15 protein-coding genes are annotated in these 15,590 nt (G+C 74.1%); 11 read left to right on the top strand and 4 right to left on the bottom strand.

Going from position 1 to position 15,590, the window contains the following annotated elements; all coding sequences use genetic code 11:
- Positions 1-8: 8 nt before the first annotated feature.
- The 11 genes from ASF45_RS11990 to ASF45_RS11940 all read left to right on the top strand — a co-directional run bounded on the left by ASF45_RS11990 (position 9) and on the right by ASF45_RS11940 (position 11,751).
- The gene (locus tag ASF45_RS11990; RefSeq protein WP_056662051.1) at positions 9-692 is read left to right on the top strand and encodes a DUF6064 family protein; all 684 of its coding nucleotides are present in this window, start codon (positions 9-11) and stop codon (positions 690-692) included.
- Between the two features lie 49 nt (positions 693-741).
- Complete coding sequence (locus ASF45_RS11985) at positions 742-2,370, top strand: thiamine pyrophosphate-binding protein (protein WP_056662048.1); 1,629 nt, start codon at positions 742-744, stop codon at positions 2,368-2,370.
- Between the two features lie 5 nt (positions 2,371-2,375).
- On the top strand, positions 2,376-2,801 hold the full coding sequence (locus ASF45_RS11980) for a GNAT family acetyltransferase (protein ID WP_056662046.1): 426 nt from the start codon (positions 2,376-2,378) through the stop codon (positions 2,799-2,801).
- 81 nt (positions 2,802-2,882) lie between these two features.
- Entirely contained in the window at positions 2,883-3,308 is a 426-nt protein-coding gene (locus tag ASF45_RS11975) for a hypothetical protein (protein WP_056663225.1), read from the top strand.
- Positions 3,309-3,333: 25 nt separating this feature from the next.
- Positions 3,334-4,248, top strand: coding sequence for a DMT family transporter (locus ASF45_RS11970; RefSeq protein ID WP_056662043.1), 915 nt, complete (start codon positions 3,334-3,336; stop codon positions 4,246-4,248).
- Positions 4,249-4,291: 43 nt separating this feature from the next.
- On the top strand, positions 4,292-5,887 hold the full coding sequence (treF, locus tag ASF45_RS11965; protein WP_063887650.1) for an alpha,alpha-trehalase TreF: 1,596 nt from the start codon (positions 4,292-4,294) through the stop codon (positions 5,885-5,887).
- Between the two features lie 24 nt (positions 5,888-5,911).
- A complete protein-coding gene (locus tag ASF45_RS11960; protein WP_063887649.1) occupies positions 5,912-6,466 on the top strand; it encodes an NYN domain-containing protein in 555 nt (184 codons plus the stop codon).
- A gap of 35 nt (positions 6,467-6,501) precedes the next feature.
- Positions 6,502-7,755, top strand: a complete 1,254-nt coding sequence (glp, locus tag ASF45_RS11955) for a gephyrin-like molybdotransferase Glp (RefSeq protein ID WP_235580887.1) — start codon at positions 6,502-6,504, stop codon at positions 7,753-7,755.
- Positions 7,746-9,662 carry a molybdopterin biosynthesis protein gene (locus ASF45_RS11950; protein ID WP_056662037.1) on the top strand — a complete coding sequence of 639 codons (1,917 nt, stop codon included), beginning with the start codon at positions 7,746-7,748 and terminating at the stop codon, positions 9,660-9,662. Before glp ends, ASF45_RS11950 begins: the two co-directional genes overlap by 10 nt.
- A gap of 104 nt (positions 9,663-9,766) precedes the next feature.
- Positions 9,767-10,585 carry a substrate-binding domain-containing protein gene (locus ASF45_RS11945; RefSeq protein ID WP_056662034.1) on the top strand — a complete coding sequence of 273 codons (819 nt, stop codon included), beginning with the start codon at positions 9,767-9,769 and terminating at the stop codon, positions 10,583-10,585.
- 47 nt (positions 10,586-10,632) lie between these two features.
- Positions 10,633-11,751 (top strand): substrate-binding domain-containing protein, encoded by a 1,119-nt coding sequence (locus ASF45_RS11940; protein ID WP_082550968.1) that lies wholly within the window; start codon positions 10,633-10,635, stop codon positions 11,749-11,751.
- 3 nt (positions 11,752-11,754) lie between these two features.
- Here ASF45_RS11940 and mobA read toward each other — a convergent pair whose 3' ends face one another.
- The 4 genes from mobA to ASF45_RS11920 are packed head-to-tail and all read right to left on the bottom strand — an operon-like array spanning position 11,755 to position 15,590.
- Positions 11,755-12,354 (bottom strand): molybdenum cofactor guanylyltransferase MobA, encoded by a 600-nt coding sequence (gene mobA, locus ASF45_RS11935; protein WP_056662031.1) that lies wholly within the window; start codon positions 12,352-12,354, stop codon positions 11,755-11,757.
- On the bottom strand, positions 12,351-12,956 hold the full coding sequence (locus tag ASF45_RS11930; RefSeq protein WP_056662029.1) for a molecular chaperone: 606 nt from the start codon (positions 12,954-12,956) through the stop codon (positions 12,351-12,353). The genes mobA and ASF45_RS11930 overlap by 4 nt, the downstream gene beginning before the upstream one ends.
- Complete coding sequence (locus tag ASF45_RS11925) at positions 12,953-15,118, bottom strand: 4Fe-4S binding protein (RefSeq protein WP_056662026.1); 2,166 nt, start codon at positions 15,116-15,118, stop codon at positions 12,953-12,955. The genes ASF45_RS11930 and ASF45_RS11925 overlap by 4 nt, the downstream gene beginning before the upstream one ends.
- A complete protein-coding gene (locus ASF45_RS11920; protein WP_056662023.1) occupies positions 15,024-15,590 on the bottom strand; it encodes a DUF3306 domain-containing protein in 567 nt (188 codons plus the stop codon). The genes ASF45_RS11925 and ASF45_RS11920 overlap by 95 nt, the downstream gene beginning before the upstream one ends.

Here is a 15,590-nt window from a genome sequence, read left to right as displayed (position 1 = left end):
GGTCGCCCATGTCGGAGTGGTGGACCTACCGGCTGGAGGACTTCCTCATGTTCGCGCCGGCGACCTACCAGCGCCTGTTCGCGCTCTACAACGCCCAGGTCTGGCCGGCGCAGCTGCTCGCGCTGCCGCTGGGGGCGCTGGTGCTGTGGCGGCTGGCGCGCCGGCCGGCCCGCTGGCGTCTGGCCTGCGCGCTCATCGCCGCCGGCTGGCTCTGGACCGCCTGGGCCTTCCACGGGCAACGCTACGCCGGCATCCACAGCGCCGCGCCCTGGTTCGCGGCGGGCTTCGCGCTGCAGGCCGGACTGCTGGCCTGGATCGCCCGGCCCGCCAGCCCCTGGCGCGTGCAGACGCGGGCCGGCTGGCCGCGCGCGCTGGGCCTCGCGCTGCTGGCCAGCGCCTGGCTGCTGCAGCCGCTGGCCGAGCTGCTGCCCGACCGCCCCTGGCAGCAGGCCGCGCTGTTCGGCCTCACGCCCGACGCTACGGCCGTGGGCACGCTGGGCCTGCTGGCGCTGCTGCAGCGCCCGGGCCCGGTGCGCTGGCAGGCCGGCGCCTGGCTGGTGCCGCTGCTGTGGTGCGCCATCAGCGCCGCCACGCTGTGGACCCTGGCCATGCCCGCCTGGGCCTGGCTGGCCGCTGCGCCGCTGCTGGCCTTGGCGGCTGTGGCCGGCAGGCCGGCCGCCGGTCTGCGGTAGAAAGCCCTTCCCGCGGCCTGCTGCCGCGCCCTTCCCCACCAAGGCCCCCATGCTCGGCTCCCAACTCGTCGTCCGCGCGCTCGCGCGCCAGGGCGTCACCACCGTCTTCAGCCTGTCCGGCAACCAGATCATGCCGGTCTACGACGCCTGCCTCGACGCCGGCATCCGCATCGTCCACGTGCGCCACGAGGCCGCGGCCGTGTCCATGGCCGACGCCTGGGCCCAGGTCACGGGCGGCGTCGGCGTGGCCCTGCTGACGGCCGGCCCCGGCCTGGCCAATGGCCTGGCGCCGCTGATGTCGGCGCTGCACGCCGAGAGCCCGGTGCTGCTGCTGTCCGGCGACACGCCGCTGGCCGAGGACCGCCTGGGCGCCTTCCAGGAGCTGGACCAGGCCGGCATGACACGCCCCGTGACCAAGGCCGCGCGCCGCGTGCGCGGGCTGGAAGAACTGGCCGGCGCCGTGGACCAGGCCGTCGCGCTGGCACTGGCGCCGCGCCGCGGCCCCGTGCACCTGGCCCTGCCCTTCGACCTGCTGACGGCCGACAGCGGCATGGCCGCGCTGCCGCCGCTGCCCGCGCCTGTGCCCGGGCCGGCCGCCGACGCCACCAGCCTGGGCGCGCTGGCCCGGCTGCTGGCCCAGGCCGAACGCCCGCTGGTGCTGGCCGGCCCGGGCGCGGCGCGCGCGGCGGTGCGCGCCGACTGGCAGGCGCGCGGCGCGCAATGGGCAGTGCCGGTGCTGGCCCTGGAAAGCCCGCGCGGCCTGCGCGATCCCTCGCTGGGCGCGGCCGCCGAATGCCTGGCCCGCGCCGACCTGGTGGTGTTGGCCGGCAAGCCGCTGGACTTCACGCTGGGCTTCGGCCGCGGCCAGGTGTTCGGCGCGCAGACCCGCGTGGTCGTGCTGGACCCGGACCCGGCGCTCGTCGCGCGCGCACGCGGCCTGCTCGGCGAACGGCTCGCGCTGGCCTGCGTCTGCGAGAGCGGCGCGGCGCTGGACCGGGCCGCCCTGCTCGCCCGGCCGGCCGGCGACCGCGCGGACTGGCGCCACAACGTGGCCAGCGCACTGGCCGCGCGCAGCCAGGCCCGGCCCGCCTCCGTGGCACCGGGCCGCATCGGCTCGCGCGCGTTGTGCGAGCAGGTGCAGCAGTTCCTGGCCACCGCGCACGAACCCATCGTGGTCTGCGATGGCGGCGAGTTCGGTCAGTGGGCCCAGGCCTTCTGCCAGGCCCCGGTGCGCATCGTCAACGGCGTGGCCGGCGCCATCGGTGGCGGGCTGCCCCAGGCCATCGCGGCCAAGATCGCGCGGCCTGAGGCCACCGTGGTCGTGCTGATGGGCGATGGCACGGCGGGCTTTCACCTGATGGAGCTGGACACGGCGGTGCGCGAGGCCGCGCCCGTGATCGCCGTCATCGGCAACGACCTGCGCTGGAACGCCGAGCACCAGATCCAGCTGCGCAACCACGGCCCCGCGCGCCTGGTCGGCTGCCAGCTGGCCGACAGCGCGCGCTACCACGCGGTGGCGCAGGCGCTGGGCGGGTTCGGCGCCGCGGTGCGCGAGGCGGCGGAGCTTTCCGTGGCCCTGGGCCAGGCCCAGGCCAGCGGGCTGCCGGCCTGCGTCGATGTGGCCATCGACAGCCAGCCGGCACCGGTCTTCAGCGCAGTGCAGACCACGGGACATTGAGCACCATGGACATCCGCCCCTACCTGGAAGCCGACGAGGCCGCCGTGGTCGCGCTCTGGCAGGCCTGCGGCCTGACCCGCCCCTGGAACGACCCGCACAAGGACATCGCGCGCAAGCTCACGGTGCAGCGCGAGCTGTTCCTGGTCGGCGAACTGGACGGCCGCATCGTGGCCAGCGTGATGGCCGGCTACGAGGGCCACCGCGGCTGGGTCAACTACCTGGCCGTGGCACCAGAGCTGCAGGGCCGCGGCCACGGCGCCGCGCTGATGCAGCGCGTCGAGCAGGAGTTCCGCGCGCGCGGCTGCCCCAAGGTCAGCCTGCTCGTGCGCGCCAGCAACAGCGCCGTGCTCGCCTTCTACCGCCGGCTCGGCTATGCGGTGGACGAGGCCGTGCCGCTGGGCAAGCGGCTGATCGCCGACGGCCCCGTCTGAGCGCGCGGCCGCGCCGGGCCCTTGGCGCGGCCGGCACCGCAGACTACGATGCGGGCGGCCCTGCTGCCGCCCCCACCGCCCATGTCCGCCGCCCTGCTCGTCGCCCTGTGCTGCACCGGCGCCCTGCTGCTGACCACGGCGTACTTCTTCCTGGGCGCGGTGCCGCTGCTGACGCTCCGGCACGACACGCCGATGGACGCGCGCTTCGTGCGCGGCTTCTTCAACACCTACTACCTGGCCGCCATCAGCACCGCGGGTGCCACGGCCCTGAGCTGCTCGGTCGCCGGGCGGCCGGCCTTCGCGCTGGAGGCCGCCGCCATCGCGCTGCTGGCGGTGCTGTTGCGCCGCACCGTGCTGTCGCGCATGGACGCGCTGCGGGCCCGTGTCGAAGCCGGCGCGACCGACGTGGCGGCCGCGTTCCGGCGGATCCACGGCGTGGCGCTGCTGGCCAACTTCGGGCAACTCGTCGCCATCGTCTGGACCCTGGTCGCCGCGTCCATGCCCTGAGGCCACGCGGCACAATCCGCGGCCCATGCCCGCGCCCGCCCTGCTGCCCCGCCCGACCGCCCTGCTGCTGCTCTCGCTGATCGCCTGCTGTTTTGCCGGCAACCACGTGGCTGCGCGCCTCGCGTTCGACGACGGTGCAGGCGTGCTCACGGCCGTGCTGTGCCGCGCCGGCACCGCGCTGCTGGTGCTGGGCGCGCTGGTGCGGTGGCGACGCGAGCGGCTGGCGCTGCCGACCGCCACGCGCGGCTGGCAGCTGCTGCTGGGCCTGTTGATCGCGGTCCAGAGCCTGTGCCTGTACTCGGCCGTGGCGCGCATCCCGGTGGCGCTGGCGCTGCTGCTGGGCAACACCTTCCCGGTGCTGCTGGCGCTGCTGAACTGGGCCAGCGGCGGCCAGCCGCCGACGCGACGCGCCTGCGCGGTCATGGCCGTGGTGCTGCTGGGCCTGCTGCTCGCGCTGAACGTGCCGGCGCGGCTGGAGGAGGCACGCACGGGCGCCAGCGGCATCGCCTGGGGCGCTGGCGTGGCCTTCGCGCTGACGGCGGCCTCGGTGTTTGCCTGCGCGCTGTGGGTCACCGACCGCAAGCTCGCGGCCTTGCCGGGCACGGTGCGCAGCTTCTACACCATGCTCACGGTCTGCAGCAGCCTGGCCGTCGCGGGTGCGGGCGGCGCCATCCCCGGCGGCATGGCCTGGCCGCAGCACGGCCAGGGCTGGGCCGGCCTGGCGGTGCTGATGCTGCTGTACACCACGGGCTTCACGCTGCTGTTCGTGACCGTGCCGCGGCTGGACATGGCGCGCAACGCGCCCATGATGAACGTGGAGCCCATCGCCACGCTGTTCATCGGCTGGGCCGTGCTGGGCCAGTGGCTGGCGCCGATCCAGATCGCCGGCACCCTGGTGGTGCTGGCCGGCATCGTGCTGCTCTCGCGCGATCGGCGTTGACCGACAGCGCGCAGCGGCCGAACCGGGCAAGATCGGCGCGTCCATGCACCCCGCACCGCCTTCTCCCAGCGGCGTCCACACCGAACCCGCGACGCGTCACGCCGCGGCCGAACGCCACCCGCCGCCGGACACACACACACCGGCCGACCGTTACGCAGAACTGTTCGAGGCGGTGCAGCGCGCGGGCGTGTTCGCCGACAGCAAGACCTTTCCCGATTGCGCGCCATTGGGCGCGCCGGAGCAGATCCTCTCGGCCTACCGCCAGGCCTGCACGGCGCCGGGCTTCGACCTCGCCGCCTTCGCGGCCGCGCATTTCGCGCCGCAGCGGCCGGCGCTGGCCAGCCACGCCGATGCGCCAGCGCAGGACCTGCGCGGCCACATCGACGCGCTCTGGGATGCGCTGACGCGCCACCCTGGTCAGCACCCGCACCGTGGCTCGCTGCTGGCGCTGCCGCACCCCTACGTGGTGCCGGGCGGGCGCTTCGTGGAGATGTACTACTGGGACTCGTACTTCACCATGCTCGGGCTGGCGGCGAGCGGGCGCACGCAGCTGCTGCATGCGATGACCGACAACTTCGCCTACCTGATCGAGCGCTTCGGCCATGTGCCCAACGGCACGCGCACCTACTACCTGAGCCGTTCGCAGCCGCCGCTGTTCGCCTGCATGGCCGAACTCTGCGAAGGCTGCGGCGGCCAGGGCGCGCTGCGCTACCTGCCGCAGCTGCAGCGCGAGCACGCGTTCTGGATGGACGGCGCCGACACGCTGGCGCCGGGCCACGTGCACCGGCGCGCGGTGCGCCTGGCCGACGGCGCGCTGCTCAACCGCTACTGGGACGACCGCGACCAGCCGCGCGAGGAAGCCTGGCGCGAGGACGTGGCCACCGCTGCTGCGGCGCCGCAGCGGCCGGCGGCCGAGGTGTTCCGCGACCTGCGCGCCGCCGCCGAGTCGGGCTGGGACTTCAGCAGCCGCTGGCTCGACGCGCCACCGGCCGGCAGCGACCGGCTGCAGGCCCTGGCCACCATCCGCACCACGCGCATCCTGCCGGTGGACCTCAACGCGCTGCTGCACAAGCTGGAAAGCCGCATCGCCCACCTGGCGGCGCAGGCCGGCGACGACACGACGGCGCGCCGGCACCAGGCCCTGGCCGACGCGCGCCGCACCGCCATGGACCGCTGGCTCTGGAACGAGGAGGCCGGCGCCTGGCTCGACCTGGACTGGCCCGAGCAGCGGCCGCGTCCGGCCCTCAACGCTGCCACCGCCACGCCGCTGTTCACGCGCACGGCCAGTGCGGCGCAGGCGCGCCGGCTGGCCGACACGCTGGCGCGCCGCCTGCTCATGCCCGGCGGCCTGGCCACGACCGAGCAGTGCAGCGCCGAGCAATGGGACCGGCCCAACGGCTGGGCGCCGCTGCAGTGGATCGCCGCCGAGGGCCTGGCCGCCTACGGGCTCAGCGCGCTGGCCGGCGAGATCCGCACGCGCTGGCTGCGCACGGTGCAGGCGGTGTACGGCCGCGAGCACCGGCTGGTGGAGAAGTACGAACTGCACGCCCATCCCGAGGCCGTGGGCGGCAGCGGCGGCGAGTACCCGCTGCAGGACGGCTTCGGCTGGACCAATGGCGTCACGCGCCAGTGGCTTTGAGGCCGCCGGCTACGATCGCGCCCCATGCCGCATCTCCATGAACTGCCCTGCGTCGCCCTGTACTGGGATTTCGAGAATCTGCACGCCGGCCTGGTCGAGGCCCGCGCAGGCGAAGGCCACTACGCCAAGCCCGACGTGCGCTTCAAGCTGCAGGAGCCGCTGGTGGACGTGGCCGCCGTCACCGCCGCCGCCATCGCCGAGGGCCCGCTGGCCATCCACCGCGCCTACTGCAACTGGCAGTTCTTCAGCCGCTACCGCGACGCACTGATGCAGGCCGGCATGGACCTCGTGCAGATGTTCCCGCCCGGTGGCGCGGCCAAGAACGGTGCCGACATCCGGCTGAGCCTGGACGTGCTGGAAGACCTCGCGCGCCTGCCGCACATCCGCACCGTGGTGGTGGTGGGCGGCGACAGCGACTTCCTGCCGCTCGCGCAGAAGGTGCATGCAGCCGGTCGCCGGCTGGTCGGCGTGGGCACGCGGCCCAACACCAACCGCCACTGGGCCGGCAGCTGCGACGCCTTCCTCTGGTACGAGGACCTGGCCGGCGGCGCGGCCGCCGAGCCGGCAGCAGGCGGCTGAACGGCCGCGAAAACCCCGCTCCTATACTGGCCTGGATGCAGCCGACCGACCCCGTTTCCATGACCGATGTGCGCATGCGCGGCTTCACGCAGCGCGCCGAAGTGCCCACCGCACTGGCCTGGATCGATGGCCACACGCCCCGCCTCGCCAGCGAGGCCGTGGCCACCGAAGACGCCACCGGCCGCGTGCTCGCGCAGGACCTCGTCGCGCCCATCGCCGTGCCCGAATTCGACCGCGCCGCCATGGACGGCTACGCACTGCGCGGCGGCGAAACCACCGGTGCGGGCGACTACAACCCGCTCGAATTCGCGGTCGTGGGCCAGGCCTTCCCCGGCCGGCCATTCGACGGCGCGGTGCCCGTGGGCACGGCCGTGCGCATCATGACCGGCGCGCCCGTGCCCGCCGGGCTGGACGCCGTGCTGCCCGCCGAGTACGCGCGCGAGGAGAACGGCCGCGTGGCCGTGGCCCAGCCCGTGGCGCCGGGCCAGCACGTGGGCCGCGTGGGCGAAGACATCGCGCGCGGCAGCCAGGCGCTGGCCGCAGGCCGGCGGTTGCGCCCGCAGGATGCGGGCCTCATCGCCTCGCTGGGCCTGGCCCAGGTGCAGGTGGTGCGCCAGCCGCGCGTGCGCCTGCTGGTCACCGGCAACGAGGTGCGCGCCCCCGGCCAGGCCAAGGGCCCGCACGAGATCTACGACGCGAACTCGGTCACGCTGCGCGGCCTGGTGGAGCGCGACGGCGGTGTGCTCGCCTCGCACCAGCGCCTGGGCGACGACCCGGAGCGGATCGCGCAGGCGCTGGCCGCGCCGGGCGCCGACGTGGTGCTGGTCTCGGGCGGATCCAGCGTGGGCGCCGAAGACCATGCGCCGCGCCTGCTGGCCCACCTCGGCGAGCTGGCCATCCACGGCGTCGCCATGCGTCCTTCGAGCCCGGCCGGCATGGGACGCATCGGCGCGGCCCTGGTGTTCCTGCTGCCGGGCAACCCGGTCTCCTGCCTGTGCGCCTACGACTTCTTCGCCGGCCGCGCGATCCGCCGCCTGGGCGGCCGGCCGGACGACTGGTCCTACCCGCGCGTGCAGGCCCCGCTGGCGCGCAAGATCGTCTCGCAGGTCGGCCGCCTCGACTACGTGCGCGTGAAGCTCGGCGCCGACGGCGTGGAGCCCCTCGCGCTGTCGGGCGCCTCGGTGCTGAGCTCCACGGTGCGGGCCGACGGCTTCGTCGTCGTGCCGGCCGAGAGCGAAGGCCAGGGCGCCGGCAGCGACGTGACCGTCCATCTCTACGCATGCCCGTGAAAGCCCAATCGCAGTTTCTCCATGTGCTCACGCGCGACGAGGCGGAGCGCCGCTTCCGCGCCCACCTGACACTGGCCCCGCTGGGCGCCGAGACCGTGGCGCTGCACGCCGCGCTGGGCCGCGTGCTGGCCGAGGATGTGGTGGCCACCGTCGACGTGCCTGGCTTCGACCGCTCCAACGTGGACGGCTTCGCCGTGCAGGCCGCCGACACCTGGGGCGCGATGGAGGAAGAACCGCGCCTGCTGGCCCTCACGGCCGAAACCCTGGCGCCCGGCACCGTCCCGCAGGCCGAGGTGGCCGCGGGCGGGGCCACGGCGATCGCCACCGGAGGCATGCTGCCGCGCGGCGCCGATGCGGTGGTGATGGTGGAACACACCGACATGGAGGACGGCCGGCTGGTGCTGCGCCGCGCCGCCACCGCCGGCGAGAACATCAGCTACGCCGGCACCGACATCGCACGCGGCGAAACCGTGCTGCGCGCCGGCCAGCCGCTCAGCTCGCGCGAGATCGGCGTTCTCGCTGCGCTGGGCCTGGACCGCGTGCCCGTGCACCGCAAACCGCGCGTGGCCATCTTCTCCACCGGCAACGAGATCGTGGCGCCCGGCGCGCCGCTGCCCGTGGGCGCGGTCTACGACTCCAACGCCGCCATCCTCGCGGCCGCGGTCGAGGAACTGGGCGGCGAGCCCGTGCGCCTGGGCGTGGTGCCGGACGACGAAGCCCGGCTGGCGGCCGCGCTGCGCCAGGGCCTGGCATGCGATGCGGTGGTGTTCTCTGGCGGCACGTCCAAGGGCGAGGGCGACCTGTCCTACCGCATCGTGGCCGCGCTGCAGGACCCCGGCGTGGTCGCGCACGGCGTGGCGCTCAAGCCCGGCAAGCCGGTCTGCCTGGCCGTGACCCAGGGCAAGCCGGTGGTGATCCTGCCGGGCTTTCCGACCTCGGCGGTGTTCACCTTCCACGAGTTCATGGCGCCCGTGATCCGCGCCTTCGCCGGGCTGCCGCCGGAGCAGCGCCAGTGGGTGGATGCCAGGCTGCCCATGCGGGTGAACTCCGAGCGCGGCCGCACCGAATACCTGCTGGTGGGGCTGGTGCCCAGCGAGCAAGGCCTGGCCGCCTACCCCATGGGCAAGGGCTCGGGCTCGGTCACCACCTTCAGCAGTGCCGACGGCTACATCACCATCGGCCAGCACACCGAGATCCTCGACGCCGGTGCGCCGGTGCAGGTACAGCTGCTGGGCCAGGGCCTGCAGGCGGCCGACCTGATCCTGGTCGGCAGCCACTGCGTGGGCCTGGACTGGCTGGCCGGCCAGCTGGTGCGCCAGGGCCTGCGCATCAAGAGCATGAGCGTGGGCAGCACCGGCGGCCTGATGGCGGCCAGGCGCGGCGAATGCGACCTGGGCGGCATCCACCTCATGGACCCGGCCACGGGCGGCTACAACACCCATCTGCTGACGCCCGCGCTGGAGCTGGTGCCGGGCTACGGCCGCATGCAGGGCATCGTCTACCGCCGCGGCGATGCACGCTTCGAGGACCGCGACGCGGCCACGGCCATCGCCGCGGCGCGCGGCGAGGCCGGCTGCGTGATGGTCAACCGCAACGCTGGCAGCGGCACACGCATCCTGGTCGACCGGCTGCTCGGCGGCGCGGAGCCGGCCGGCTACGGCGTGCAGACCAAGTCGCACAACGCCGTCGCCGTGGCCGTGGCGCAGGGCCGTGCCGACTGGGGCCTGGCCATCGACACGGTGGCGCGGCAGTACGGGCTGGGCTTCATCCCGGTGCAGGAGGAGCGCTACGACTTCGTGCTGCCCAGGGACCGGCTGGCGCGCGCCCCGGTACAGGCCTTCCTCGCACTGCTGCGCTCGGACGCGGCGCGCGCCGCACTGCGCGAACTGGGCTTTCGCGTCGATTAAGAGGGGCTGACATGGCGGCGCCTATGCAGCGCCGTTCATATCGCGCAGCGCGAGGCGGGCCACCAGAATCGGCCCTCCCCTTCCCTTCCAAGGCACCCGACCCGATGCTGCTGCGCCAACGCCTCCTGCTCCTCGCCCTGCCCGCCGCCCTGCTCGCCTGCGCCGCCCAGGCGCAGGAGAAGTTCATCGTGCTGGCCTCGACCACCTCGACCGAGCAGTCCGGCCTGTTCAAGCACCTGCTGCCGCAATTCACGCAGGCCAGCGGCACGGCCGTGCGCGTGGTGGCCGTGGGCACCGGCCAGGCGCTGGACATGGCGCGCCGCGGCGACGCGGACGCGCTGTTCGTGCACGACCAGCCGGCCGAGGAGAAGTTCGTGGCCGAGGGCTTCGGCCTGGAGCGCCACGCCGTCATGTACAACGACTTCGTGCTGATCGGCCCTCAGGCCGACCCGGCCGGCACGCGCGGCAACGCCATCGCCGCCGCGCTCAAGCGACTGGCCGACACGGGCGCGGGCTTCGTCTCGCGCGGCGACAAGAGCGGCACCCATGCGGCCGAGCTGCGCCAGTGGAAGCTGGCCGGCGTCGACCTGGCCGCCGCCAAGCCCGCCGGCTACAAGGAATGCGGCTGCGGCATGGGCCAGGCGCTCAACATCGCGGCCTCCACCGGCGCCTACGTGCTGGCCGACCGCGGCACCTGGCTCAGCTTCAAGAACCGGGCCGACCTGGCCATCCTGGTCGAAGGCGACCGGCAGCTGTTCAACCAGTACGGTGTGATCGTGGTCAACCCCGCCAGGCACCCGCATGTGAAGAAGGACCTGGCCCAGGGCTTTGCCGACTGGGTGGTCTCGCCGGCGGGGCAGGCCGCCATCGCCTCCTACACCATCGGCGGCGAGCAGCTGTTCTTCCCGAACGCGACGCAGTGAACGCGGGCGGCCGTGGGACACTGCTGCCCCTTCCGTCCGCTCCGCCCATGCCTTCCTCCCGCCGCGGCATCCACCTGCGCTACACCTTCGAGACCGCCGCGACGCCGGGCCAGCAGCGCGCCGAGATCGAGAACCCCTTGTTCGACCTGCTCTCGGCCGTGCAGGCCGAGGGCTCCATCAGCGCCGCCGCGCGCGCGCTGGACAACTCCTACCGGCACGCCTGGGGTGCGCTCAAGCATTGGGAGGAGGTGCTGGGCGCGCCATTGGTGCTGTGGGGCCAGGGCCGCCACGCGCGGCTAACGCCGTTCGCGCAGCGTCTGCTGTGGGCCGAGCGCCAGGCCCGCGTGCGCATGACGCCGCATGTGGAGGCGCTGCGTGCCGAATTGGCGCGCGTGTTCGCGCTGGCCGACGACGCCGCGCTGCAGGTGCTGGAAATCTTTGCCAGCCACGACCTGGGCCTGCCCCGGCTGCAGGCGCTGGCGGAGGAACACGACGGCCTGCACATCGGCCTGCGCTTCGCGGGCAGCCAGGAGGCGCTGCGCGCGCTGGGCGAGGGCCGCTGCCGCGTCGCCGGCTTCCATGTGGCGCAGGACGCAGCGCCCGACAGCGTGATGGCGCGCGCGCTGCGCCCGTTGCTGCAGCCCGGCGAACACCAGCTGATCGGCAGCCACTGGCGGCGCCAGGGCTGGATCTGGCGTCCCGGCGAGGAGCGGCCCGATGGCATTGCCGCGCTGGGCAGCGGCCGCTGGCGCTTCGTCGCGCGCCAGCCCGCCTCGGGCACGCGGCTGCTGACGGACCACCTGCTGGCCCAGCATGGCGTGACCCCGCAAGACGTGCCGGGCTACACCACCCACATGGAAGACACGCACGTGGCCGTGGCCGCGGCGATCGCCAGCGGCGCGGCCGACGTGGGCATCGGCATCGAGGCGGCGGCCGCCGAGGCGGGCCTCGCGTTCGCGCCACTGGTCGACGAGAACTACTACCTGCTGTGCCGCAAGCAGGATCTGGAGACGCCGCCGCTGCGCGCCCTGCGCGCGCGCCTGGCCTCGCCGGCCTGGGCCGAGGCGCTGGCACGGCTGCCGGGCTACGGCGTGCAGCAGCCGGGGGAAGTGCTGTCGCTCACCGGGGCGCTGCCCTGGTGGCGCGACGCGCGGCCGAAGAAGTGACCGTCAGCGCTGCAGCTGCTGCAGTTCCTGCGGCGTGTTGGCGTTGAAGAAGGCAGCTGCGTCGTCGAACACCACCTCGGTCTTGCGGTGCTGGCCGGCCCACAGGCCGAACTTGCGCTCGCCCGTGTGCAGGAAGGCCACCAGGCTCTCGACCAGCTCGGTGCGCAGCAGGCAGAACACGGGCTGCGCGCGCCTCTGGCCGTCTTCCAGCGTGGCCGCCATGGCGATCTCGGCGTCCTGCGCCGCGGCGGCCGCGGCCAGGCGTTCGACCAGGTCGATCGGGAAGTCGGGCGTGTCGCAGGGCACCGTGACCAGCCAGGGCGTCTCGGCATGCTCCAGCCCGGTCAGCAGGCCGGCCAGCGGGCCGGCGTAGCCCTCCACCGAATCGGGCCAGACCGGTGCGCCCATGGCTTCGTAGGCCGACAGGTTGCGGTTGGCGCTGAGCATGCTGGTGCCGACCTGCGGCTGCAGGCGCAGCAGCGCATGCAGGGCCAGCGGCATGCCGCGGTGGTTCTGCAGGCCCTTGTCGACGCCGCCCATGCGGCTGCCGCGGCCGCCGGCCAGCACCAGGCCGGTGATGTCTTCGCGTGCGATGGTGTTCATGTCTCGAGCAGGTCGAAGGCCTGCGTCTCCACTTCGACGAAGGCCAGGGTCATGGCCGCGATGGCGCGCCACAGCTGCGCGGCGGGTTGCGCCTCGACCGCCTGGCACAGCGGCTCGATCCAGGGCTGCACGTGGGCGCGGAAGAAGTCGCGCTGCTGCGCCAGGGTGTCGGCCGCCATGCCCTCGCCCGCGATCAGGTAGCGCATGACCTCCAGCACATAGGACACATGGTCCTCGGTCTCGAACTGCGCGGCATCGCGCGTGAGGCCCAGGGCCGCCAAGTCCTCGCGCAGGCGGGCCAGCGGCTTCTCGTTGACGAAGCCGGCCAGAAAGAACGAGGCATAGGGGAAGACCTCGGGCTTGCCCACGCCCTGGAACAGCGCGGCGAACTCGTCCTGGGCCGATGCGGGCGTGGCGGCGCGCATCTGCGTCACCAGCGCCTGCCACGGCGCTTCGAGGAAGCTGCCGGGCTCGGGCGCCTCGGTCACAGCCAGCCGGAACTGCGCCAGCAAGGCGGCGTCGGGTGGCGCCAGCCACAGGCGCGCCAGCAGGCCGTAGAGCTCGGCGCGCGCGATTTCTTCGCTGAAGGTCTCGGTGCTCACAGGTCGGTGATCCGCAGTTCTTGGGGGTTGGAGTACATGTCGACGACGCGGCAGTCGCTGCACATCTTGAGCCGCTCGGCCGCGGCGCCCTGGAAGGCGGCGTGGCCGGCCAGCTTGGCGACCATGGTCTCGATCGCGCGCAGCGTGCCGAAGGGCTTGGCGCAGCGCACGCAGTGAAAGGGCTGCGCCTCGTGCAGCACCCGGGCCTGGGCACGCGCACGGCCACCGTCGGCCAGCAGCAGGCGCGGTTCGAGCCGGATCGCGTCCTCCGGGCAGGTGATGGCGCACAGGCCGCACTGCACGCAGCTCTTCTCGGTGAAACGCAGCTGCGGCCGGTCGGGGTTGTCGGACAGGGCCTGCGAGGGGCAGGCCCCCACGCAGGCCAGGCACAGCGTGCACTTGGCCGCGTCGACCTGCAGGCTGCCGTAGAGCGCCCCGGGCGCGGGCAGCGCGATGGCCTCGGGCACGGCCTGCGGGCTCTGCGCCAGCAGATGGGCCAGCGCCAGCTCGAGCGTGTTGCGCTTGTCGGCCTGGACCACGAAGCTGGCGGCCTGGGCCACGCCCTGGGCCGGCGGCACGCGCAGGGCCGCGTCGAGCGCAGTGGTGTCGCCTGCCGGAATCAGCCGAAAATGCGTGCCGGCATAGCCGAGCCCGTGCACGATGGCCTGGGCCTGCGCCATCTGCGCGGCGAGCGCCTCGAGGTACTGCGGCGCCTCGCTGCTGCCGGTCAGCACCCAGACCTGGCTCGCGCCCTGCGCCAGCGCGGCCAGCCACACATCCAGCCCCACGCTGGCGCTGTGCCACACGGCCAGCGGCAGCACGCGGGCCGGCACGCCATGGGCCCGGCCCGTGCTGGCCGCGCGGCCCAGCGCCTCGATGGCCGCCGTGCCCTCCTCCTGGCTGTGCAGCAGCAGGGCGGCATCGCGGCCGCCGGCCGCGCCATACGCGCGCAGCAGCGTGCGCACGCGCTTGCCGAGGTCGGCCGGCGTGGGATAGGCGAAGCCCAGCGCACCGCTGGGGCAGACCGTGCCGCAGGCGCCGCAGCCCACGCACAGGTGCGGCTCCACCACGATGCCCGCCGTCGGGTGGCCCACGCTGCCCCGCCCGCGCGCCGCCGTCTTGCCCTTGAGCGAGGCGTCGGAGCGGATGGCCTGGGCCGAGCACACGTCGATGCAGGCCGAGCAGCCGATCTGCTGGTTGCGCGTGTGGGCGCACAGCCGCTGCTCGTAGCGGAAGAAGCGGGGCTTGTCGAACTCGCCGACCAGCCCGCGCAGCTGCAGCACGGCCTGCGTGAGCGGTGCGCCGGGTGGCACATGGACGTAGCCCTGCGGCGGCTGGTGCATGGTCAGCGCAGGCACCTCGCCGAGGTCCAGCACGAGGTCGAAGCGCGCCTCCTCGCTGCGCGCGCTGCGCTCGAAATCGATCGCGCCGGCGGCCTGGCAGGCGGCTACGCAGTCGCGGTGGGACGTGCAGCGCGCCAGGTCGACCTGGTAGCCGAAATCGATCGCGCCCTCGGGGCAGGCTGCGATGCAGGCATTGCAGCGCGTGCACAGGTCCAGGTCGATTGGGTTGGCGCTGTCCCAGCCGGCCTCGAAGGCGCCCAGCCAGCCCGACAGGCGCGTGAGCCGGCCCCGCAGCACGACCTGCTCGTGCCGCTGCGCCAGCGCGCCGCCCTCGACCAGCAGCGTGAGATCGAGCGCATCGCCGAGCAGCGCCGCGGCAGCCTCGGCACGCTCGGCCGGGCCGACGACCAGGCAGCGCCCGGCCGAGCGGTAACCCACGGTCGCCACCGGCTCGGGCGGCGGCAGCTGGGCCGCGGCGATCAGCGCGGCCAGCTTGGGCGTGGCCGCCGCGCCATCGCGCGACCAGCCGCCGGTCTCGCGCAGGTTGACGAAGCGGATCGGGCGTTCGGCCAGTGGCGGCGCGCCTTCGGTCTGTTCGGCCAGTTCCAGGAACAAACGGCTTTCCTGGGTGCAGCCGACCAGCAGTTCCTCGCCGGACTTGGCGGCGCGCTGGAACGCCGGCGCCTCGCGCCGGCACAGCACGGAATGGACGTCGGCCAGGCCCTCAGCACTGGCCCCCGGCGTTGCCGCCAGCGCCCGGCTCAGGGCTGGGCGGTCCAGGGTCATGGAGCGATTGCAGTCGCAGATCAGGGTCTTCATCGTGGGGCTCCATCGCGGCCGCAGGGGGGAGCTGCGTGCCGGCTGCCGGCGGACCCGTCCGTGCGGGTTCCGTCTCGGTCTCGGGCTCGGCCAGGCCGAGGTAGGCCGCCTGCGCCATCTGCCGCAGCATGGCTGCGGGCAGTGGGTCGGGGGTGTTGTAGTCGTCGATGTAGGTGTCCAGCCCGTCCATCACGTTGAAATGCGGATCGCTGAACAGCTTCTTGAGCGCGGCGTTGCGGACCTCGCCGCTGACCTCGGGCGCGACGAAGCGCGAGAAGTCGGACTCGCGCGTCAGCTGCGTCACGTCGTCCAGCGTGGGCAGCGGCGGCGCGGCAGGCGCAGGCGCATCGACCGGTGCCTCGGCGGCTGCGGGCGCGGCCAAGGGCGCCGGCGCCTCGGGCAGCTCCGCCCCCTGGCGCGCCTGCACCTTGCGCTGCGACCAGCGCGAGAGAAAGCCGCTGTCCTGCGCCAT

Source organism: Pseudorhodoferax sp. Leaf265, from assembly GCF_001422365.1.
GTDB lineage: Bacteria > Pseudomonadota > Gammaproteobacteria > Burkholderiales > Burkholderiaceae_C > Pseudorhodoferax.
Note: the sequence above shows the minus strand (reverse complement) of the source record. Positions and strands in the feature narration are given on the sequence as shown.